Raw genomic sequence first — 20,614 nt, 5'->3', positions numbered from 1 at the left:
GGGCTTAGTGGCCGGCAGTGCCGGGTACCAGTTCAACGCTCGGTGCGGGCATCCGGGCATCCGCAGAGCCCGACGTATCGATCCAGGCTTCCTCGCCATCGGCACATTCCTGGATGGCAGGGAAATAGAAGGGGCCCGGCTCCAGCGTATCGGCGAAGGTGCCGCGGAAGACGAACTCATCATACCACTCATTGGGCAGATTGCCGCCAGACCAGATGATTTCCTGGACGCCCTCGGTCATCGGCGTGCCGTGATTGTCGTAGGCGCCCTCATAGGGGCCGGTGACCGTCTCGAGGGTCCAGCCGGGTTTGGGCATGGGCTTGACGTTGAAAAACCCCTCGGGGATCTGCACCCGGACAGTGTGAGTGGCCTGGGTGCCGCAACCATGGGGCACGCGCAGGACCGCTTTATAGCCCGAGCCGATCGCGGCCTCCTGGATTTCCAGGGTGGAATGGGCAAGGGCCGGGGCGGCGAGGCCAGCAAGGGTGGTGGCGGCGAGAGCGGCGCGCGAAAAAGTGCGGATCATCAATATCTCCGGTCAAATATGGGTCTGATACCGGCAGGCAATGCCGGGCTGAAAGGGATCAGACGGTGACGGGAGGCGCGCGGGATTGCCCGACATGATCGGGCAGGAGCATGGGCGCGTGGAGCGGCTCGCTCGGGAAGCGGATGACGGCCCTGGCGGCCGGCGGCGTAATAGTAAGGACCGGCGGCAGCACGGCGGCCAGTTCAAACTTGGCGACGCCCGCCGCAGGGCAGGTCAGCGCCGCGGCATCGCGCGGATCGTCGTGATGATCGGCCTGGGACTGACAGATGGACCAGGTGTCGAGCGTGGCAAAGCCGAGGGCATCGAGATCGCGCTGCAGGCCTGCGGCCTGGTGCAGCGGCAGCAGCAGGGTGAGCACGTAAATGGCCAGGACCGCGACGGCAAGGCCGGCTTCGCGGACAAGGAGACGGGCTGTGCTGGGCGCGCTGGTGTTCACGACACCCTCGATAGCCCGGCTCCGGCCGGTGCTCAAGCGCTTTGGCACGGCGCCCGGTTTCCACGTTGTCGCAGCAAACACCGTGCTTGCCAATACTTTAGAATGGTTCTAACTATTGTTTGGAATCATTCTAAGGTTTGGAGGCACCATGCTCCGGTTCTGGCCCGACAATCGACGCGACTTCGCCTCGCTTTCGGAGCGGGAAATCCTCTCCCTGGCCATCGCTGCCGAGGAAGAAGACGGGCGCATCTATTCCGAATTCGCGGCACGACTGGACGGCACCTATCCCGGCAGCGCGGCGCTGTTCGAAGGGATGGCGGCCGAAGAGGATGAACACCGCCGGCGCCTGCTCGATCTTTATGTCGCCCGCTTCGGCAAGCGGCTGGTGCCGATACGGCGCGAGCATGTGCGCGGCTTTCTCGCCCGCAGGCCGATCTGGCTGCAAAAGACGCTGACCCTGGAACAGGCCCGCCAGCAGGTGTGGGAAATGGAGGAAGGCGCCTATCGCTTCTATCTGGAAGCGGCCGGCCAGGTGAGCGATGCCGACATCCGCAGGCTGCTCGGCGATCTCGCCGCGGCCGAAAAGGGCCATGCCAAACGCGCCGACCAGATCGACGACAAGGTGCTGGGCGAGGCAGGCCGGGAAAGCGAAAGCCGGGAACAGCATCGCCAGTTCCTGCTCACCTATGTGCAGCCAGGCCTTGCCGGATTGATGGATGGCTCGGTATCGACCCTGGCGCCGGTGTTTGCGGCGGCCTTTGCCACCGGCGACACGCACCAGACCTTTCTGGTGGGCCTTGCCGCCGCCATCGGCGCAGGCATTTCCATGGGCTTTACCGAAGCCGCCTCGGATGACGGCAAACTCACCGGGCGCGGCTCGCCCATAAAAAGGGGTCTTGCCGCCGGGATCATGACCGCCATTGGCGGGCTAGGACATGCCCTGCCCTACCTGATCCATGATTTCTGGGTGGCGACCAGTGTCGCCGCCGCCGTGGTGCTGATCGAGCTCTGGGCCATAGCCTTTATCCAGCAGCGCTACATGCAGACCCCGTTCTGGCGCGCGGTGCTGCAGGTGGTGCTGGGCGGCTCGCTGGTGTTTGCGGCGGGCATCATCATCGGCAATGCCTGAGGCGGCTACCACGGGCCGCCATGCCGGGTTATGCTCGGGCATGGAGTTCCACGAGATTGTCGCTGCTGATGGGACGCGGCTGCGCTTCGGGCTGATCGGGCCCGCGCATGGCCTGCCCATGTTGCTCTGCCATGGACTGTGGGCCGCCGGCGGACAATTTGCCGAGGACGCCGCCTGGTTTGCGGAGCGCGGCATAAGGGTGTTGCTGCCCGACCTGCGCGGCCATGGACATTCGGGCGTGCCGGCGACCATTGGCGCCGCCGGCTTTTCGCCCAGCCGGCTGCGGGCCGATCTTTATGCCATGGCCGATGCGGCCGGCATGACGAGTCTGCACTGGGTGGGCAATTCGCTGGGCGGGATTCTCGGGCTCGGGGCGGCCGCCGAGGCGCCGCAGCGGCTGCAATCGCTGACCCTCTTCGGCACCGCGCTGGCGCTCAACCTGCCGCCCATGGGTGGCGTGATGCCGTGGCTCGACATCGTGCCCGGACGGGCGGTCGTGGCCGATACGCTGGCGCGCAACACGACCCGCAACAAAGCGGCCTGGCCGCTGATTGCGCAGATGCTCCGCCAGTATAACGGCAAGGCCGTGGCCGAAATCGTTGGACATATCCGGCGCTATGACCTGGTAGCGGCGGCGCAGGGCTGGAGCGGGCCGGGCCTGGTGCTGGTGGGCGAGCTCGACACCAACGTCAACCGCGTGCTGATCCCGCAATTGCAGGCCATCAGCGATCAGCCCAACTGGCGGATCGAGCATCTTGAGGGTGGCGGGCATTGCGCCAATCTCGATGCGACCGAGGCCTGGCGCCAGGCGGTGCTCAGCTTCGTGAACGCAACGGTGGAACTGTCCTGAGGGCGCGCCGGCGCATATTGAGCCACACATAGCCCGCACCCACCAGGGTGGGCACAATGACCAGCAGCGACTCCGTCCAGCCGGCATCGGGTCCGAAGAGGACCGCGTGCATGCGCCTGCCTGGCAGAAAGGTGAAGGCCCCGGCCAGCATCAGCGCCCCGGCATAAAGCCCCTGCATTTCGGCGCGGTGCCGGACAATGTCACGGTCGATGATGATGGCCTTGAGGCCATTGAACAGTGTCGCATAGGTGAAGAGCGTGAAGAGGTGGATGGGACTGAAAGGCCCCACCAGCCGAATCTCGTTGATAAAGAGCGCCGAGGTTGCAGCCACGAACATCAGCAGGACCCAGACCCTGCCGAGTGCCCGATGCAGGCCCGTGCCCTTTTTGCGCCAGAGGATGAACGCACCGAGGAAAACCGCGAACAGGGCGGACAGGGCGTGGATCTGAATGGCGAAATCGGCTTCCAGCAGCGGCACCAGGGTCATGGGGCGGGATCCTCTTGAGGTCTATGCCCCATGCCGATGGATCGCTAGATTGCCCGGCGCAATGCCAAGTTCTTCAACTGCAGGTCCGCTTCGTGAACGACAGTCCTCTGCACTCCACGCTTCGTGAAATGCACGGCCTCAGCCGCGACGGACGGGCCTGGATCGTGCTGGCCGTGCTCAGCCTCGTCGTGGGCCTGGTGGGTCCATTCGGGACCTATGCGGCCATGGCGCTGATGCCGCGCCTGGCCTATTGGGGCGCCATCGTGCTGGGCACTGCGGCCATCGGCACATTTGGCGCGAGCCTGTTCGAGCGGTTGCTGCGGCCGCGCATGAACCACCGCGTGGCGGCACTGCTGGCCGGGGCGCTGGCCGGACCACCGATCGCCGCCATGGTGGGGCTGATCAATGTCGCGGTGTTCGGACCGGGCGCCAGCGTCATCGACCTTCTGACGCTCGGCATCTACTGCACGCTGATCTCGGCGGCCGTGACACTGGTGAGCGCAGTGCTCGAACGGCCCCCGGCGGAGCTTGCGGGGGCGCCTGTTCCGGCCGATCCGGCTTTGCTGGCCCGCCTGCCCAGGGCGCAGCGCGGGCGGCTGATCCACCTTGCCGTCTCGGACCACTATGTCGACGTCACCACCGAGAAGGGAACGAGCCTGGTGCTGATCCGCCTCTCGGACGCGATCAGGGAAACCGCGCCGGTGGACGGCATGCAGGTGCATCGCTCGCACTGGGTGGCGCGCGATGCGGTCAGGCGCGGCATCAGGCAGGGCGGCAAGCCGATGCTGGAGCTCGAAAGCGGCACAATCGTGCCGGTGAGCCGCACCTATCTCGAGGCAGTCCGCGCCGCCGGGCTTCTGGACGGATAAAGATGCAGGCGGTCGTCGATGATCTCGCCGACCCGCGCACATTCGAGGGCAATTTCGCGCACGAAATCGGCCAGCATGGGCCGCTCCAGCACGGCCGGGTTGCGCACCACCATGGCAGTGTCGCGATGCAGCGGCTCGAACTCGACCGGCGAAATTTCCACCAGCCGCCCGGCCTTGACGTCTTCCTCGACCGCCGAATTGACGAAAAAGCCCAGGCCCTCGCCCTTGAGCGCCAGGCGTCGCGCCGGCCCGGTGGGCAGTTCGACACTGGTCTGGGCGAGCCGCACCAGGGCGGCAGCGCGCTCAGGATCGGCCTGCCACCACCTCAGGGCAATGACGCGCGGGACGAGAGCCAGCACTTCATCAATGGTGGGATGGGAGGACAGCCTGGCCGCCACTTCGGGCGAGACCACCAACGGCACCCGTTCGCGCATGATCACCAGCGGTTCGAGATCGACCACCAAGGGATCGATATTGGGCCAGCAGAGGATCCCCATTTCGACTTCGCGCTCATGCAACATGGCCGCGATCTGGGCCTGGCGTCCCTCACGCACCACGACGTCGACGGAGGGGTATTTTTGCTGGAAGCGGATGAGGCTTTCAGTGATGAGCGGGGAGACAAGGGTGCGCAGGGATCCGATCGACACCCGGCCGCGCTCGACCCGGCGCAAAGCCTCGCGCCCTTCCTGCGCGGTGCCGATGATGCGGCGGGCAAAGGGCAGGAAGGTCATGCCCTGATCGGTCAGGGTCACGGTGCGGCCGCGGATGAAGAGCTGGACGCCCAGAAGCTGCTCCAGCGCGCGGATGCGCATGGAGGCGGTGGCCTGGGTGATGTTGAGATAGGCGGCTGCCCTGGTGAAGGACTGATCGCGGACGATGCGGTCGAAGGTGCGGAGTTGATCGAGGTCCATAGACAAGGCTTATGCAATGGTGCGTTTGCACCGACATATCGCGCGCGTCATTGGCGAAGTCTATACGTCGAGTGGCGTAGCCGCGTTTCTAGCCCGCTTTCTTGGTCGCCTTCACATAGGCTTCGAGCACCGCGTTCATGCGCGTCTGATAGCCCTTGCCATCGGCCTTGAAGGCTTCGAGTACGGAATTCTTGACGCGCAGGGTGACTGAACTGGTGCCGTCCGGATAAACCACACGGGCATTCTGCCAGAAGTTCTCGTCCAGTTCCGGAATGTCGCTGAAGTCGATGTCCTCGTCCTTGATGGCGAGCAATTCCTCGGTCGTCAGCGGCCGGCTATATGGAGGTTTCATAAACAATCCTTTCTCGCCGGGAAGCGGGCCGCGCCGAGATAATGCGACGGCGTCCGGCCCTATCGGTATGGACGACGGTGACAATCACCGTGTCAGCCATCCGCCCGGTGGAAATCTCGCGCATTTCACCATAGTCGACCCGCATGTCCGACCAGGTGACGATGGGACCCTGGAAAATGAAGACGGCATCGGCAAAATCGATGCCGTGCTTGCGCACATTTGCTGTGTTCTTCGCGTCGTCCCACTCGAAGTCCATGCCTATTGTTAATACAATTGTATGTACAAATCAATCCGGCGTATTCGCCCGGCGCGACCGCTCGGCCTGCGCCTTCTTGGCCTGGCGGCGGCGTTCGGCATCGGTGAGGGCGGCGTCGCCCATATGCGCAAGGCCGCGCTGGCGGGCCAGATCGATCTGGCGCTGACGCTCGGCGGCGGCGGCGTGCTTGGCCGCGTCGTCCTTGCAATAGGGGCAGGAAATGCCTTCGTGATAATCGGCGTGATGCCGGTCGGCCTCGGTCAGGGGGTGACGGCAGGCGCGGCAGAGCGTGGCCGTGCCCAGTTCGAGCCCATGGCCGACCGAGACACGCTCATCGAAGACGAAGCATTCGCCGGCAAAGCGGCTTTCCGCTTCGGGCACGACCTCGAGATATTTCAGAATCCCGCCCTTCAAATGAAAGACCTCCTCGAAACCCTGGCTCAGCAGGTAGGACGAGGCCTTTTCGCAACGGATGCCGCCGGTGCAGAACATGGCGACCTTCTTGTCGCGCTTGGGATCGAGATTGTTGGCCACATAGTCCTTGAAGTCGGTGAAATTTGCCGTCTTCGGATCGAGGGCGCGCTGGAAGGTGCCGAGCCCCACTTCATAATCGTTGCGGGTATCGACCAGCACGACATCATTGCGCTCGATCAGCGCATTCCAGTTCTCCGGCTCGACATAGGTGCCAACCTCGCGGTTCGGATCGACCTGTGGCGCGCGCAGCGTGACGATTTCGGGTTTCAACCGCACCTTCATGCGCAGGAAGGGCGCGGTGTCGGCGAAGGAATATTTGACCTCCGCGCCGACGAGACGGGCACCGAAGGGGCCGGAGGCAAACAGAAAATCGGCCAGCGCATCAATGGCCTCTGGTGTTCCCGCCACGGTGCCATTGATGCCTTCGGGGGCGAGGATGAGCGTGCCCTTGATTCCCCGCGAACAGCAGAACGCGGCCAGCGGCGCCTTGATCGCCTCGGCATCGGGCAGGGACGCGAATTTATAGACAGCCATCACCTTGTATGGGTGTTGGGGCTGGGGCAGAGTGGGTTCGGACATGGAGCGCTGTGTGGACATTTCCCGCCGCTCATATCACCGGCCGGTCCCGGCGTCACGGGCGGCCGCAGCCACAAAATTGGGAGAGAGACCATGACCTACCGGGCGGATAACGCACGCTATGACACCATGCAGTACCGCCGTTCGGGCAAATCCGGCCTCAAACTGCCGGTGGTGAGCCTGGGCCTGTGGCAGAACTTCGGGGGTACGCGCGACTATCCCAGCGCCATGGAAATCCTGGGCTATGCCTTCGACCAGGGCGTGACCCATTTCGACCTCGCCAACAATTACGGTCCACCGGCCGGATCGTCGGAAGAGCTGTTCGGCACGGTGATGGCGCGCGATTTCCGCCCCTATCGCGACGAGATGATCATTTCCACCAAGGCCGGCTACAATATGTGGCCGGGCCCCTATGGCGAATGGGGGAGCCGAAAATATGTGCTGGCGAGCCTGGACCAGTCGCTCAAGCGCCTCGGGCTCGATTATGTCGATATCTTCTATTCGCACCGTTTCGATCCTGATACGCCGCTCGAGGAAACCATGGGCGCGCTGGCCCATGCGGTGAAATCGGGCAAGGCGCTCTATGTCGGCATCTCGTCCTATCCCGAGGCGCAGACGCGCGAGGCGCATCGGATCCTTAAGGAGATGGGGGTGGCCACCACCATCCACCAGCCGAGCTATTCGATGATCAATCGCTGGATCGAGAACGATCATACGATCGATGCCTGCGGGGAGCTCGGCATCGGCGTCATCGCCTTTTCGCCGCTGGCCCAGGGCGTGCTCTCGGGCAAGTATAATTCGGGCAGCGTCGAGGGCACGCGCGGCGGCAATCCGCAGGGCACTTTGCGCGCCAGCCATATCGAGCCGCGGGTGCTCGAGGCGGTCGACAGGGTCGCCGAGATCGCCCGGGCCCGCGGGCAATCCATGGTGCAGCTGGCGCTGAGCTGGGTGCTGCGGCGCAAGGAAATGGCCTCGGCGCTGATCGGCGTGCGCACGCTCGACCAGCTCAAGGACAATCTCGGCGTGCTCAACAATCTCGAGCTTTCGGACGAGGAAATTGCCGCCATCGACGCGGCGACGGCAGGCGGCCAGATGGACCAGCAGCCGCGTCCGCAGGGCTGGTTGCGGTAGATTACACTTCAGGACCCAAGTCGATAAAGTCACCCCACCCTCATTCCCTCCCCCTCAAGGGGAGGGAGGCGATGAACATCGGCTTCGGGTGGGAGGCGAGGTTTGAGCATTGAGCGTGCACGGCAGTTGCGTAAGACCATGCCCATTCCAGAGGCGAAACTCTGGAGTGCGCTACGGATGCTGCGGACCGAGGGACACCACTTTCGCCGGCAGGTCGAGATCGGTCGACGGTACTATGTCGACTTTGCTGTCACGCGTCAGGGCTCATCATCGAGGTGGATGGCGATACGCACTTCGTAGGCAATGCTCCCGAGCGAGATCGGGCGCAGGACGCTTTTCTGAGCAGCGAAGGCTATCGCATCCTGCGCGTCCCCAATGGTGAGGTGATGCGCAATCTCGACGGCGTCATGACCCTGGTGATTGAAGCACTGGCGGTTGGTCCTGCGCCTCCCTCCCCTTGAGGGGGAGGGACCGAGGGTGGGGTGACCTGGGCTGGAAATCTCCGCCCCTCACACCATCATCGACTGCAGCGCGCCCATGGCGGCGAGGGACCCGGTATTGCTGGCGAAGGTGACCGAGTGCATGCCGGTGGTGAGGTCACCGGCGGCGTAGATGCCGGGACGGGAGGTCGCCTGCATGTCGCCCACGGCGACCATGGTGCCGGTCGGCGTGTCCTTCATGTCGAGACCCAACTGGGCATGCAGGTCCGCCGAGGGGCGGTTGCGTGGATGGGCATAGAGGGCTTCGAGGGGAATACGGGTGCCGTCGGCGATGGAAACGCCGGAAACACGACCAGCGTCATGATGGATTTCGGTCAGTTTGCCATCGACGATCCTGACGCCGCGCTTGTCGAGCTTGCTGCGTTCCTCGTCGATGATTTCGTTGCCATCGAGGAAAAGGGTGATGTCATCGGTCCAGTTGGCATAGAGCACCGGCCCGTGCAGCGACATGGGTGAGGAATAGACGAGGCCCCAGCGTGTGCCGGCCACTTCATAGCCGTGGCAGAAGGGGCAGTGGATGACGGTCTTGCCCCAGCTTTCGGCAAAGCCGGGAAGGGCGGGAAACTCGTCGACAATGCCATAGGCCAGAATGATGCGGCGGCCCCTGAGGATCTCGCCCGCCTCGGTGGTGATGGTGAAATCGTCCGGTTCGCCGGAAATGCCGACCGCCTTGGCATGGACCAGGTCGACCGTGGGATAATGCGCCACCTGCGCACGGGCTGCCGCCAGCAGCTCGGCGGGCGGGGTACCGTCATGGCCAAGGATATTGTGGGCGTGCACGGCATAGCGATTGCGGTTGAGGCCGGTGTCGAGCACCGTGACCTTGCGGCGGGCGCGCCCCAATTGCATGGCGGCGGTGAGGCCGGCAAAGCTGCCGCCGACAATAATGACATCCTGCATTTTTTGGTCCTTTCGTAGGAGCGAGCGCCGGCAGCCTGCGCCAAGGGCGCAGGAGCAGGACACGTCGTGGTAGAATTCGTTCAGTCGAGGCGGGGGAAGCCCGCATGCATGGCATCCCCGGCAATGTCGCTCAGACGCACCCGCGCCAGCCTTGCGGCCAAAAGAGCCTCGGCATCGTCGAGGAAATCGGTCATGACCCGGTCGACCGAGCGCACGATGGCGCAGGTGACATCGCCCGGATCGCTTTCGGTGCGCAGGAGCAGCCGCTCGCCCATGGCCGAATAGACCTGGTGGAGGGTGATGTCCGCGGCCGGACGCGCCAGGCTCCAGCCGCCATTAGGCCCCTTGCTGGCCTCGACAATGCCGGCCTCGCGCAGCTCGCCCAATACCCGCCGCACCACGACCGCATTGGTCATGAGACAGGTCGAGAGCGCCGACGAGGTCAGCACCTTGCCAGGCTGGGCATGCAGATGCACGAGCGCGTGCAGGGCGATGGAGAGGCGGCTTGAGCGTTTCATGTAACTTTTATTGTTACATATTAGCTGCGCCGTCAAGAGCCCCGTTTCATCGCGACCGGGCCTGGGATAGATTGGCTGCCTGTTCCTGGGAGGATCACCATGCGTCACCTCGCCCTTTCGCTTGCCCTGCTGCTGGCCGGAACCGTATCGGGCCTTGCCTTCGACGCGGACACCGAGGCCGTGATCGACCGGCTGAAGTCAGGCAAGCTGGTCCATATCGACGATGTGGCGATCCTGATGATGGGATCGGAACGCTGGTGTTATAACGAGCAGGACGGCGACTGCGCGTGGTCGGACATCTACCTCTCGATCGAGGGGCCGGACGCGACCTATGAAATCTCCAATCCCTGGAGCCAGGAGGTCGACATTTCCTTCGTCGATCGCGGCGAGCTGCGCGATGAGCGCTATATCTGCGAGATCGGTTTCGACTGGGTGCCGTCGGTGCGCGCCTATGACCGCGAAAGCGGCGATGCCATCGAAGGGCGGGCGCTTGAACAATTGCGGCAGGAAATCACCAGCACCATTACCACATCGGACAATAGCGACTGCTTCGACTACGTCTATCGCGGCGCCGATGCGGAGACCGAGATCGTCACCCTGCTGCAGCGCCAGTATATCGACGGGGAAACCGACACGGCCAACGATGTCGAGGTAAAACTCTATTTCGACAAGGACGCGGCCGAGGCGCTGGGCTGGTACTGGTAGGCCGTCGAGCTTAAGTCACCCTGCCCAGCTTCCCGTTCACCGTCATGGCCCGGTTTGTCCGGGCAATCCATCGATGCATCCACATCCCGTGGACCACCGGGACAAGCCCGGTGGTGATGAAGGGGGAGGTGCCAGGCGCACTCGATGCGATCGGTTATGACTGACGCCCATTCACCCCACCCAGCTTCGCTACGGCCTGAAGGCCTAGCTGCGCTACCCTCCCCATCAAGGGGAGGGAGGGGATGAACATTGGCGCCTCAACCTGCGCCTCCCTCCCCTTGATGGGGAGGGACCGAGGGTGGGGTGATGGCGCGCTCGATGCTACACCTGAGACTGAGGCCTCACGTCCGCCGTCATTGCCCGGCTTGTCCGGGCAATCCATCGAGGACCACCGGGACAAGCCCGGTGGTGACGAAGGGGGAGGTGCCAGGTGCACGCGATGCGATCGGTTATGACTGACGCCCATTCACCCCACCCAGCTTCGCTACGGCCTGAAGGCCTAGCTGCGCTACCCTCCCCATCAAGGGGAGGGAGGGGGGAGCCGAAACGGCTATGCAGAACTAGCCCAGCTTGCCGTCGCGGAGGCTCTCGGACAGTGGCGCGGGGCGCTCGACAGGCGTCTTGATCTCCACCGTGCGGCCATCACGCGCGGCGTGTTCGAAGGCTTCCATGACTTCGAGGACGTGCAGGGCCAGGTCGCCATTGGCGCGGTGCGGGCGGTTTTCGAGAATGCCCGCCGCCATGTCGGCGACGCCCAGTGAGCGGTAATTGCCATCGGCATAGGGCGCAGTGAGCGGCACGTCGGTCCACTGCTCGTCGCGCCCGCGCTTGCGCAATTCCACCTTGCCACCGAAGAAATTGGGATCGGGGACGATAAGGCTCTGCTCCGTACCATAGAGTTCCAATGGCACATGCTTGTGCGCGGCAACGTCGAAACTCATGCCGATCTGCACCACGGCGCCATTGGCAAAACCCAGCGCGCCGGTGACATGGGTATCGATATGCACCGGCATGACCTGACCCTTTTTGGGCTCGGAGGTGATGGTGCGCTGGGTGCGCAACCGCGAGGACATGGCGGACACGCGTGCCACCGGGCCCAGCAGATTGACGAGATCGGTGATGTAGTAGGGTCCCATGTCGAGCATGGGGCCGCCGCCAATGTCATAGTAGAAGGCCGGATCGGGATGCCAGCTTTCGTGACCGGGCGAAAGCATGAAGGCGGTACCGCCAACCAATTGCCCCAGGGCGCCGCTGTCGACAATGGCCCGCGCCTGCTGGTGCGATCCACCGAGGAACGTGTCGGGCGCCGAACCGATCCGCAGCCCGGCGGCATTGGCAGCATCGAGCAGGCGACGGCCTTCGGCATAGGTGATGCCCAGCGGCTTTTCGGAATAGACATGCTTGCCGGCGGCGAGGCATTGCAGGCCGACATCCACATGGGCGCGGGGGATGGTGAGATTGACCACGAGATCGATTTCCGGGTCGGCCAGCAGCTGATCGACGCTCATGGCCTTGAGGCCGAATTCGGCGGCGCGGGCACTGGCGGCCTCGGCCTTCATGTCGGCCAGGCCCTTGACGTCCAATACGCCAAAGCCGGGCATGCCGTCCTTGCCCAGAATGGCCTTGAGATAGGCCGAAGAAATATTGCCGGTACCGATGAAGCCGATACCGAGGCGCTTGCCGCTCATGGCGCACTCCTCCCAGATGTACGTGCATCAGACTAGCGACCCGCAACCGGAGTCGGAAGGGGCGGTGGGACAATTGTCGGACTTTTTTGCTTACCCGACCAGGACGGCGTGATCGCAGCGCACGCCATAGACGCGCAGATCGGCCTCGCCCAGCCCGAGGCCGAGTGCACCCAGCGTGCCCGTGAGGGTCTGGTCCAGGACCGGAGCCAGGGGCGCGAGCAGGGCCCTGAGGGTCGCCGCAATCACTGCCGGCGACGCCAGTCCCAGCCCCAATATGTTCACCTCAAGATCCAGATCGTCCAGGAGCGAACCAACGAGGGACGTGACCGGCGTCGTGGTCCGGGCGGTCTTGAGCGTGCCGGCGCCGATCTCGGCCGATGTGAACGACACCGGGATCGGCGTGGTCTGCGCCAGTTCGACCAGCGCCGTGCCGGAGATCTTGAGCAGCAGCACATTGACCAGTTGTACCGGCACCTGCGGCGGGCTGGTCGCAAAATCGTGGAGGGCGGCATTGCCGAGCTCTCCCAGCCCCAGCCGGGCAATGCCGGGCAGGACCGCAAGGGTGGCGCTGCCATGGGGCGCTGAAGGCGTTGGGCAGGTGGCCGAGATGACGCGCGCCTCGGCATGCGCCAGATCGAGCCAGAGGGGCAGCTTGACACCGGCCCCGAGCAGGATCGGCCCGCCCAGCAATTGCGCCCTGACCCGCAGCCGCAGCTGGGCCGTGCGCACCACCGTGCCCGCGGGACCGACGGCAAACCAGCCCTGCCCCTGTGGCGGTTCGCCGATGGCAAGATCAAGGGTCAGCGAGACAAGGCCCGGCACCGCTGCCCCCAGATTGAGGGACACCTGCCGATCGCCATCGGCCAGGGCAGCGGCGGCCGAGAGCACTTCGAGCGCAGACAGGGCCAGGCCCGCCGCGTCGCCATGGCCCAGCTGCAGGCCACCGAGGCGCCCGAGCGAAACCAGATCGGCAAGCGGGACCCTGTGGCCGCCGCCGCCGACAATCGATTGCAGGGCGGCGCGCACCGGCCCGCTCGTCACGTCGGCGAGGGCCGCGGCGATGTCGCCGCCATCGGCCTCCATGCCGAGGAGGTCATCATAGGTGCCGGCGCTGACCCCCAGCCGCTGCGCCAGCGCATCGAGAAAGCCCAGCGCATGGACCCGCGCTTCGGCAAGGCCCGCATAGTCGGCCACGGACAGGGAAACATGGGTGCCCAGGAGGTCAGAGAGAATGGCATTGGCGAGGCCGCCATTGAGGCTGGCGAGGCGCGAGCCCAGCGAAAACGACACCTGGGGCGAGACCGTGGCAATGCCTGACGCATCCAGGATCGGCCGCTCGGCAAAGCCCGCCGCGAAATGCAGCGTCCCGGTGCGGCGGAGCTGCACTGACACGGCATTGCGTGGCAGGGCGCCGGGGACAAAGCGCCCGGCAATATCGGCACGGCCAGGATCGTAATGCCCGGTCGTGACGGTCAGCCCATCCGTGCTGGCCGGGGCGAGGAGCCGCGCCTCGACCAGCACGGACTGGGCGATTTCGGCGGCGCGGGAGGGATCCGCCGCCGCCGAGATGGCCGCCAGGTCCACTCCGGCCTGGAGCAGCCGACGCTCGTGATAGAGCGAGGCTGCATCCACCGCCAAGGCCGACACCATGGCGGAAACGGTAAAACCGAAGGCGAACAAGATCGCCATATTGCCGCGCTCATCGCGGCAAAATTCCGGCCAGGGCCACTTCATATGCCGCCCCGCCTGATGGTGGCGCCGAAGGCGATGGTCGGGCTGGGCAGCGGCAGCGGCGGATAAAGGCTCCAGATCGGCAGGGCGCTGGCATCGTAGCTGAGGCGCACTTCATACTGGTTGGGGTCGGTGGGGCTGTCGCCGATGGCATGGATGAGCCGGGCCGGATCGATCAGCATGTAGCCGCCGGCATTGCGGGCGAGAAACTCGGCCACCAGCAGGTCGCGCTCGACTGCATCGCGCCCGGCAATGGCAGTGCGCGCCGCATCCGCCGCCAGTTGCTGGATGGCATGGGCGGTACCGAAATAGATGCCATAGGCCAGCATGCCGGTGAGCATGAGCAGATAGACCGGCGTCAGAATGGCAAATTCGATGGCAGCCGTGCCTGACGCGGCAGACCGGAAGCCGGTGAACAGCTTTCGCATGCGGGCCTCCCGGCGAAGGATGTCGTGCGGCCAGTTTGCCCGGGCGCGGCAAGCGGTCGGTAAAGCGCGGCATCTGTAGTTCCGCGAGTAAGGGAAAGCCGCGACACAAAGGTGACTTCATTCCTCAAGGTAAAAAGGATAGGACTGGGCAGCTCACGAGGCCCGCCTTGACCGCCAGAAACTACCTCTTTGCTCCGAGTGCCGACGATGCCGCGCTGACGCGGTTCATCGCGCTTGGCGCTTCGGCGACGGGATTTCTGAAGGGCGCGCCCGGCGGGCACCTGCCCGGCTGGCATACGCCGGGCCAGGACAATACCGATTTCCTGCGCGTGCTCTACAGTCGCGTCGAGGCCAGCTACCCGCTGGCGGGCCAGCCCTTCTATGCCGTGCGGCTATGGACCAACCTGATGTGGCAGCCGGCCTATCTGATGGCCATTGCCGTGCATCTTTTTGGCGCCCTGCCCGCGATCACGACGCTGTCGCAGTCGCGGCAGAATGTCGATGTCGATGGCTATCGCCTCAGGCCCGGCCCGATGATCGAGGGCGATCTCGAAACGCTGATCGCCACGGCGGGGCGCGACCTCAGGTCCATGGCCGATGCATTGCTGGCCGAAATCAACACGGTGACGAAACTCAAGCGGGTGCCCGCCCTGCGGCTGCTGACCGACCGGATGCTGGTGCTGATGACGCGGCTGCCGCATTTCCAGCCGGGCCTGTCGGTGGAGGAGCAGAAGCGCCTGTGCACTCTCTGGCTCAGGGCCATGGGTCTCGTGGGCATGGGGGAACTGGAAACGATTGACCTGCCCGATGGCAGGCAGGTCAATATCGTTGCCCGCAAGGGCTGCTGCCTCGACTATCTGGCCTTTCCCGACACCTATTGCAGCTCCTGCCCGAAGCAGGGTGATGACCTGCGCATTGCAAGGCAGACCGCCAATGCGCTGGCCGAGCTGGACGCAGCCTCCTAGGCGTCAGTCGAATTCCTCATCGGGATAGACGCCCCAGAGTTCTTCCTGGCGGACCCAGCCGGAAAAGGACTGGCGCTCGCCCGGCTGCCCGGCCGCCACATTGCACCAGGCGCCATCGCATTCGCTGATGCTGACGCGCACGCCCGCGGCAAGGCGGGCCCGCACCGCGGCGTCAGCGGCCTTTTGCGCATGCATAACGACTTCGCCATTGGCGAGGATGGGCGTGGCGACGCCGGCGCGATTGCCCGAGAGCAGGCTCTGATGCACCCAGCCTTCAGCGCCATCCATGTCGCGAATCTTCCGCCAGGTATCGAATTCCTGGATGATTTCCACCGGCACGCCGGACACGGTGTAGTTCCAGGCGATTTCATAGCGCGTGCCGGGGCCGACACGCACATTGATCGGATGCGATCGCGTGGTGACAAAGCGCGGCAGCTTGAGGCCGCTGGGATTGTCCTGAGCCAGGACTGGCGTCACGGAGAGGCCGGCAAACAGGGCCAGAGCGAGGAATAAAACAGCGCGGACGCGGCCCGTGAAGGCTGGCAAGAACAACATCACTTTGCACACGGGTTGGATTTGCCCTATCACTAGATCATGATCCTTAATGGTCGCTGAAGGCGGCCTTGGCGCCGGAGCAACCGGCCTTGTTTTCGGAACGCATGACACCGCACAAACCCCAGATTCTGGTGACCAGGCGCCTGCCCGCGAGCATCGAGGCGCGCATGGCAACCCTGTTCGAGACCGATGTCAACGAAGCCGATGTGGCCCTGTCCAGCGACGATATCCTGGGCGGGCTCGAGGGCAAGGACGTGCTGGTTTCCACCATTACCGACCGTATCGACGCCGACCTCATCGCGCGCCTGCCGCAAAGCGTTCGGCTCATCGCCCAGTTCGGCAATGGCGTGGACAATATCGACCTCGAAGCGGCCTGGGCGGCGGGCCTCACCGTCACCAATACGCCCTCGGTCTTGACCGAGGATACGGCCGACATGGCCACGGCGCTGATGCTCTCCCTGCCCCGGCGGCTAGTGGAAGGCACGCAGATGCTGCTGCGCGAGGGCCAGTGGGCCGGCTGGTCGCCGACGTCGATGCTGGGACACCGGCTGCGCGGCAAGGCGCTGGGCATTGTCGGCATGGGCCGCATCGGCACGGCGGTGGCGCAGCGAGCCCGCGCCTTCGGCCTCAATATCCATTACTTTTCGCGCAACCGGCGTCCGCCAGCCATCGAAACCCCGCTCGAAGCCCATTACTGGGACAATCTCGACGCGATGCTGGAGGCCGTCGATATTGTCTCGCTGCATACGCCTCTGACCCGCGACACCCATCACATCCTCTCGGCTGAACGCATGGACCGCATGAAGCCTGGTGCCTATGTGGTCAATGTCAGCCGGCCCGAACTGATCGACGAACCGGCGCTGATCGAACGGCTGCAAAGCGGGCGCCTGGCGGGGGCCGCGCTGGATGTGTTCGAGAACCGCAATGGCATCAATCCGCGCCTGCTGGCGCTGGCCGCCGACAGCCGCGTGGTCCTGACCGCCCATATGGCCTCGGCGACGCTGGAAGCCCGCGTCGAAATGGGCGAGGCGGTGATCGTCAATATCCGCGCCTTCATGGACGGGCACCAGCCGCCGCATCGCCTCCTGCCCGACACGCCGCAGCCCCGCACTGCCCGCGGCTAGGATTTGCCCGCTGTTCAGCACGCTCCTGCAACAGTTGCGATTTTTAGCCGGCTTGCTCTTGCACGCCCGCGCCTTGCCCAATAATCGTTCGCCTGTCGAGCCGGCTGCGGAACTGCGCTGCGACACTGCAGTTCGGTATTCGGGTGTCAGGAGAACCCCGCAGTCATGATGAAACATGCTTTGGCCATGGCGGCCGCCCTCATTGTGGTGACGCTTCCTGCCCATGCCCAGGTGGCCGGAGCCCTGCCCTTCTCGCTCGTCGATGGCAAGCTGGTGCTCAATTCCCTGGGGCAGACGCTGACCCTGCCGGCCCCGGACTGGGCCATCGAGGCGACCAGCGACGCCGAGCTCTCCGAACGGGTCTCCACGCGCTTTCTCGAGGAACGCGGCCAGGCGCATCTGGAAATCTATCCGCGCGGCGAAGGCGAGGCGTTCTGGACCAAGATCTATGGCGCCCGTCTGTCGAGCCAGGCCAATATGTCGCTTGCGGACTTCCGCTCCATCGTCATCAATTCCTACGCCCAGTCGTGCAATCCCGAAGCGGTGGCCCTGTTCCAGTTCGAAGAGGACCAGGAAGACGTGCTGCCGCCGGTGGGCTATGTCTGCGGCGCCTATCTCGACACGTTCGAATCCTTTGCCGGCCAGGGCGAAGTGATGATCATGGGCTTCTACAAATCGGAAAAGGGCGTCGCCATGGTCTATCAGGAATGGCGCGGCGACGCCTTCGACACCGAGGATCCGTCCAGCTGGCCCATCACCACGGACGAGGTCGAAGCCTATATGGCGCGGCTCAAGACCGATGTGAGCCTGGTTGCGGCGGATTGACGGCGGCGGCGGGACGTCCTAAGGCGCTTTCATGAAAAAAGATCACAAGCCGACTGGCCCGAGCCAGCGCATGCTGCGCGTCGGAGAACTGGTGCGCCACGCGCTGGCGACGCTGTTCGCCCGCGGTGACATCGAGGACGAGGCCCTGGTTGGCGCGGTCGTGACCGTGCCCGAAGTGCGCATGACCCCCGACCTCAAGATTGCCAATGCCTATGTGATGCCGCTGGGCGGCGCGCATGCCGAGGAAATCGTCGAGGCGCTCAACCGCCATCGCAAGTTCATCCGCGGACAGGTCGCCCCGCTGATCAACCTCAAATACGCCCCGGAAGTCCGGTTTTTCGTGGACGACACCTTTGCCGAAGCCGGCCGGATCGACGCGCTGCTGCGCTCGGACCGGGTCAAGCGCGATCTCGACGACGACAGCGACGAACAAGGCGAAGACTGACCTTGAGCCAGCAAAAATCGAAGAAGCGCGCCATTTCCGGATGGGTCGTGCTCAACAAGCCATATGATTTCACCTCCACCCAGGCCGTGGGCAAGGTGCGCTGGCTGCTCTCCGCCGCCAAGGCCGGCCATGCCGGCACGCTCGATCCGCTGGCCACCGGCATCCTGCCCATTGCCCTGGGGGAGGCCACCAAGGCCGTGCCGCAGGTGCAGGAAGGCATAAAAATCTATCGTTTTGCCATCGGCTGGGGCCGCGCCACGACCACCGACGATACCGAGGGCGAGGTCATCGCCACCTCGGATGTGCGCCCGGACGGCGCGGCACTCGAAGCGGTGCTGCCGCGCTTTACCGGCACGATCATGCAGCGACCGCCGATCTATTCAGCCATCAAGGTCGATGGCGAGCGGGCCTATGACCTGGCGCGCGCCGGAGAGGCCGTCGAACTGGCCGCCCGCCCCATCGACATCGATGCCATTACCCTCGTTTCGCATGGCGCCGAGGAAAGCGTGCTGGAAGTCACCTGCGGCAAGGGTACCTATGTGCGCTCGCTGGCGCGCGACATTGCCGAGGCCCTGGGCACGGTGGGTCATGTCACCAAGCTGCATCGCGCCGCGGTCGGTCCCTTCACCGATGCCGATGCCATTACGCTTGAGCAGCTCGAATCGGCTGCAGGCGAAGCGCGCGACGCGCTGCTGAAGCCGGTGGCGGCGGGTCTTGTCGAGATCGACGAAATCCGCCTCGATGCCGGACAGGCCAAGGCCGTCAGCCACGGCAATCCGGTGCTGCTGACCGGCGCAGGCGCCCCCATAGCGCTCGACGAATGCTGGGTGAGCTTCAAGGGCAAGGTGCTGGCCACCGGCCATGTGGAATTCGGCCAGTTCAAACCGGGCCGGGTTTTTAATTTGTAGGGCAATCGCCCTCTTCGCCCCACAGAGCCAGCCGGTCACCCCACCCTCAGTCCCTCCCATCAAGGGGAGGGAGGCGCTGGGCGCACCGTCAGTGTTCATCGTCTCCCTCCCCCTTGTGGGGAGGGATCAAGGGTGGGGGTTCTGTCGCGAACCGCTCAACCGTCCCGCCATCACAAAGGTCAGCATCAGCAGCGGGATGAGCCCGGCAAAGGCCATGCGGACGCCGAAGCTTTCGGCGACGCCGCCGATCAGCACCGGGGCGCCCAGATTGACCAGTTGGAAGATCAGCGTCGTCGCCGCCACATTCTGGCTGGCCGGGCGGTCGCCCAGCCGCGCGGCGGCCGAGAGCATGAGCGGATAGAGCACGCAGATGCCGAGCCCGAGGCCGACAAAGCCCAGCAGCGCCATCCAGGCTTCGGAGGCAAGGACGATGACCAGCATGGCAGCCACGGCCAGCGCCGCAAGGCAACGTGCCACCAGGACCGGACCGAAGCGGTCGATATAGCGATCGGCCAGGAGCCGCCCCGACGTCATGGCCACCAGCAGCGCCGGCAGAGCCAGCGATTCGATGAAGGGCACGACATCAAAGCTGTCACGCAAAAGGATGATCGACCAGGCGCGCGCCGCCCCCTCGGTGAGCCCGGCCCCCAGCCCGAAGGCGACCAGCCCCATCGCTGCCCAGCTGGGCCAGGCGAGCTTTTTCACCGTGCCGCCGGCATGGGCGCGCGGCGGCATGACGGGCATGGGCAGGACGACCACAAGGATCAGCACGATCAGCAGCGGCGCCAGGCCCCAGAGATGGATGGCGGGGGAAATGTGCAGACCCCGCAAAGCCGCGCCGAGCAACGCGGTGAGCAGGAAGCCCAGGCTCCAGGCCCCGTGACAGGTATTCATCACCCGCGCGCCGCTGGCGGCCTCGACCCGGTCGGCCTCGACATTCATGGCAATATTGGTGAGCGAGAAGCCGACCCCATTGATGGCCAGCAGCACGAACAGCGCCACCGTATGCAGCAATACGGTGGCCAGGGCCGCTGTCATGACCACGCCGGGCAACAGGACCAGGATCATGCGGCGCGGACCGAAGCGCTCGATGATGGCGCTGGAAAACAGGAACATGCAAATGGCACCCAGGGGCTGGCCCATCAGCACCAGCCCGAGTTGCGCGTCGGTAAGGCCGATCAGCTCCTGCAGGTCGGGGATGCGGGTATGGATGGCGCCGGCGGCCAGGGCATGGGTGAAGAACAGCGCGACAATGCGCCAATGGGTGGTCAGCATGGCGGGAAGGCGGCCCGAACGGGATCAGG

The 20,614-nt window shown here is 64.9% G+C and carries 24 protein-coding genes and 1 pseudogene; 11 read left to right on the top strand and 14 right to left on the bottom strand.

The features are described from left to right. Positions 1-4 precede the first annotated feature (4 nt). Entirely contained in the window at positions 5-526 is a 522-nt protein-coding gene (locus tag MQW79_RS14365) for a YcnI family copper-binding membrane protein (RefSeq protein ID WP_476585152.1), read from the bottom strand. A 58-nt stretch (positions 527-584) separates the two neighbouring features. Beyond that, complete coding sequence (locus tag MQW79_RS14360; RefSeq protein ID WP_476585151.1) at positions 585-1,031, bottom strand: hypothetical protein; 447 nt, start codon at positions 1,029-1,031, stop codon at positions 585-587. Between the two features lie 100 nt (positions 1,032-1,131). Between MQW79_RS14360 and mbfA the strand changes: the two genes are divergently transcribed. Together mbfA and MQW79_RS14350 are read left to right on the top strand one after the other, a co-directional pair. After that, on the top strand, positions 1,132-2,112 hold the full coding sequence (mbfA, locus tag MQW79_RS14355) for an iron exporter MbfA (RefSeq protein ID WP_476585150.1): 981 nt from the start codon (positions 1,132-1,134) through the stop codon (positions 2,110-2,112). Positions 2,113-2,152: 40 nt separating this feature from the next. Next, positions 2,153-2,962, top strand: coding sequence for an alpha/beta fold hydrolase (locus MQW79_RS14350; protein ID WP_476585149.1), 810 nt, complete (start codon positions 2,153-2,155; stop codon positions 2,960-2,962). On the opposite strand, the gene MQW79_RS14345 is transcribed toward MQW79_RS14350, so the two are convergent. Beyond that, on the bottom strand, positions 2,928-3,449 hold the full coding sequence (locus MQW79_RS14345) for a DUF2306 domain-containing protein (protein WP_476585148.1): 522 nt from the start codon (positions 3,447-3,449) through the stop codon (positions 2,928-2,930). The two genes, MQW79_RS14350 and MQW79_RS14345, sit on opposite strands and share 35 nt — an antisense overlap. Positions 3,450-3,541: 92 nt before the next feature. Between MQW79_RS14345 and MQW79_RS14340 the strand changes: the two genes are divergently transcribed. Continuing rightward, positions 3,542-4,318, top strand: coding sequence for a LytTR family DNA-binding domain-containing protein (locus tag MQW79_RS14340; protein WP_476585147.1), 777 nt, complete (start codon positions 3,542-3,544; stop codon positions 4,316-4,318). On the opposite strand, the gene MQW79_RS14335 is transcribed toward MQW79_RS14340, so the two are convergent. From MQW79_RS14335 to trhO, 4 genes are all read right to left on the bottom strand, one after another. Beyond that, a complete protein-coding gene (locus MQW79_RS14335; protein WP_476585146.1) occupies positions 4,276-5,229 on the bottom strand; it encodes a LysR family transcriptional regulator in 954 nt (317 codons plus the stop codon). The two genes, MQW79_RS14340 and MQW79_RS14335, sit on opposite strands and share 43 nt — an antisense overlap. Positions 5,230-5,317: 88 nt before the next feature. Continuing rightward, positions 5,318-5,581 (bottom strand): BrnA antitoxin family protein, encoded by a 264-nt coding sequence (locus MQW79_RS14330; RefSeq protein ID WP_476585145.1) that lies wholly within the window; start codon positions 5,579-5,581, stop codon positions 5,318-5,320. Further along, complete coding sequence (locus tag MQW79_RS14325; protein WP_476585144.1) at positions 5,565-5,837, bottom strand: BrnT family toxin; 273 nt, start codon at positions 5,835-5,837, stop codon at positions 5,565-5,567. The genes MQW79_RS14330 and MQW79_RS14325 overlap by 17 nt, the downstream gene beginning before the upstream one ends. Positions 5,838-5,867: 30 nt before the next feature. Then, a complete protein-coding gene (trhO, locus tag MQW79_RS14320; RefSeq protein WP_476585143.1) occupies positions 5,868-6,908 on the bottom strand; it encodes an oxygen-dependent tRNA uridine(34) hydroxylase TrhO in 1,041 nt (346 codons plus the stop codon). A gap of 72 nt (positions 6,909-6,980) precedes the next feature. On the opposite strand from trhO, the gene MQW79_RS14315 reads away from it, so the two are divergent. Continuing rightward, positions 6,981-8,018 (top strand): aldo/keto reductase, encoded by a 1,038-nt coding sequence (locus MQW79_RS14315; RefSeq protein ID WP_476585142.1) that lies wholly within the window; start codon positions 6,981-6,983, stop codon positions 8,016-8,018. Positions 8,019-8,156: 138 nt separating this feature from the next. Beyond that, a pseudogene (locus MQW79_RS14310) lies at positions 8,157-8,479 on the top strand (endonuclease domain-containing protein). A gap of 48 nt (positions 8,480-8,527) precedes the next feature. Here the strand turns inward: MQW79_RS14310 and MQW79_RS14305 are convergent. Beyond that, positions 8,528-9,418, bottom strand: coding sequence for an NAD(P)/FAD-dependent oxidoreductase (locus MQW79_RS14305; RefSeq protein WP_476585141.1), 891 nt, complete (start codon positions 9,416-9,418; stop codon positions 8,528-8,530). 80 nt (positions 9,419-9,498) lie between these two features. Beyond that, positions 9,499-9,936 carry an RrF2 family transcriptional regulator gene (locus MQW79_RS14300; protein WP_476585140.1) on the bottom strand — a complete coding sequence of 146 codons (438 nt, stop codon included), beginning with the start codon at positions 9,934-9,936 and terminating at the stop codon, positions 9,499-9,501. A gap of 99 nt (positions 9,937-10,035) precedes the next feature. Here MQW79_RS14300 and MQW79_RS14295 point away from each other — a divergent pair, with 99 nt between their 5' ends. Continuing rightward, complete coding sequence (locus MQW79_RS14295) at positions 10,036-10,641, top strand: hypothetical protein (RefSeq protein ID WP_476585139.1); 606 nt, start codon at positions 10,036-10,038, stop codon at positions 10,639-10,641. Between the two features lie 560 nt (positions 10,642-11,201). Here the strand turns inward: MQW79_RS14295 and MQW79_RS14290 are convergent. The 3 genes from MQW79_RS14290 to MQW79_RS14280 form a co-directional block, all read right to left on the bottom strand. Beyond that, positions 11,202-12,329, bottom strand: a complete 1,128-nt coding sequence (locus MQW79_RS14290) for a Gfo/Idh/MocA family protein (RefSeq protein WP_476585138.1) — start codon at positions 12,327-12,329, stop codon at positions 11,202-11,204. 90 nt (positions 12,330-12,419) lie between these two features. Continuing rightward, entirely contained in the window at positions 12,420-14,063 is a 1,644-nt protein-coding gene (locus tag MQW79_RS14285) for a TadG family pilus assembly protein (RefSeq protein ID WP_476585137.1), read from the bottom strand. Continuing rightward, on the bottom strand, positions 14,060-14,488 hold the full coding sequence (locus MQW79_RS14280; RefSeq protein ID WP_476585136.1) for a TadE/TadG family type IV pilus assembly protein: 429 nt from the start codon (positions 14,486-14,488) through the stop codon (positions 14,060-14,062). The genes MQW79_RS14285 and MQW79_RS14280 overlap by 4 nt, the downstream gene beginning before the upstream one ends. Before the next feature lie 167 nt (positions 14,489-14,655). Here MQW79_RS14280 and MQW79_RS14275 point away from each other — a divergent pair, with 167 nt between their 5' ends. Then, positions 14,656-15,453, top strand: a complete 798-nt coding sequence (locus MQW79_RS14275; protein WP_476585135.1) for a siderophore ferric iron reductase — start codon at positions 14,656-14,658, stop codon at positions 15,451-15,453. A 3-nt stretch (positions 15,454-15,456) separates the two neighbouring features. Here MQW79_RS14275 and MQW79_RS14270 read toward each other — a convergent pair whose 3' ends face one another. Further along, complete coding sequence (locus MQW79_RS14270) at positions 15,457-15,999, bottom strand: SH3 domain-containing protein (RefSeq protein ID WP_476585134.1); 543 nt, start codon at positions 15,997-15,999, stop codon at positions 15,457-15,459. Positions 16,000-16,112: 113 nt separating this feature from the next. Here MQW79_RS14270 and MQW79_RS14265 point away from each other — a divergent pair, with 113 nt between their 5' ends. The 4 genes from MQW79_RS14265 (at position 16,113) to truB (ending at position 19,310) form a co-directional block, all read left to right on the top strand. Continuing rightward, positions 16,113-17,132, top strand: coding sequence for a 2-hydroxyacid dehydrogenase (locus MQW79_RS14265; protein ID WP_476585133.1), 1,020 nt, complete (start codon positions 16,113-16,115; stop codon positions 17,130-17,132). Between the two features lie 165 nt (positions 17,133-17,297). After that, the gene (locus MQW79_RS14260) at positions 17,298-17,957 is read left to right on the top strand and encodes a hypothetical protein (protein WP_476585132.1); all 660 of its coding nucleotides are present in this window, start codon (positions 17,298-17,300) and stop codon (positions 17,955-17,957) included. Between the two features lie 31 nt (positions 17,958-17,988). Beyond that, on the top strand, positions 17,989-18,402 hold the full coding sequence (gene rbfA / locus MQW79_RS14255; RefSeq protein WP_476585131.1) for a 30S ribosome-binding factor RbfA: 414 nt from the start codon (positions 17,989-17,991) through the stop codon (positions 18,400-18,402). A gap of 2 nt (positions 18,403-18,404) precedes the next feature. Beyond that, positions 18,405-19,310 (top strand): tRNA pseudouridine(55) synthase TruB, encoded by a 906-nt coding sequence (gene truB / locus MQW79_RS14250; protein ID WP_476585130.1) that lies wholly within the window; start codon positions 18,405-18,407, stop codon positions 19,308-19,310. A gap of 126 nt (positions 19,311-19,436) precedes the next feature. On the opposite strand, the gene MQW79_RS14245 is transcribed toward truB, so the two are convergent. After that, positions 19,437-20,585 (bottom strand): MFS transporter, encoded by a 1,149-nt coding sequence (locus MQW79_RS14245; protein WP_476585129.1) that lies wholly within the window; start codon positions 20,583-20,585, stop codon positions 19,437-19,439. Positions 20,586-20,614: the final 29 nt, after the last annotated feature.

The organism is Devosia sp. Micro-HW1, from assembly GCF_056341075.1.
The sequence above is the reverse complement of the archived record's forward strand: the minus strand, read 5'-3'. Positions and strand labels throughout refer to the sequence as shown.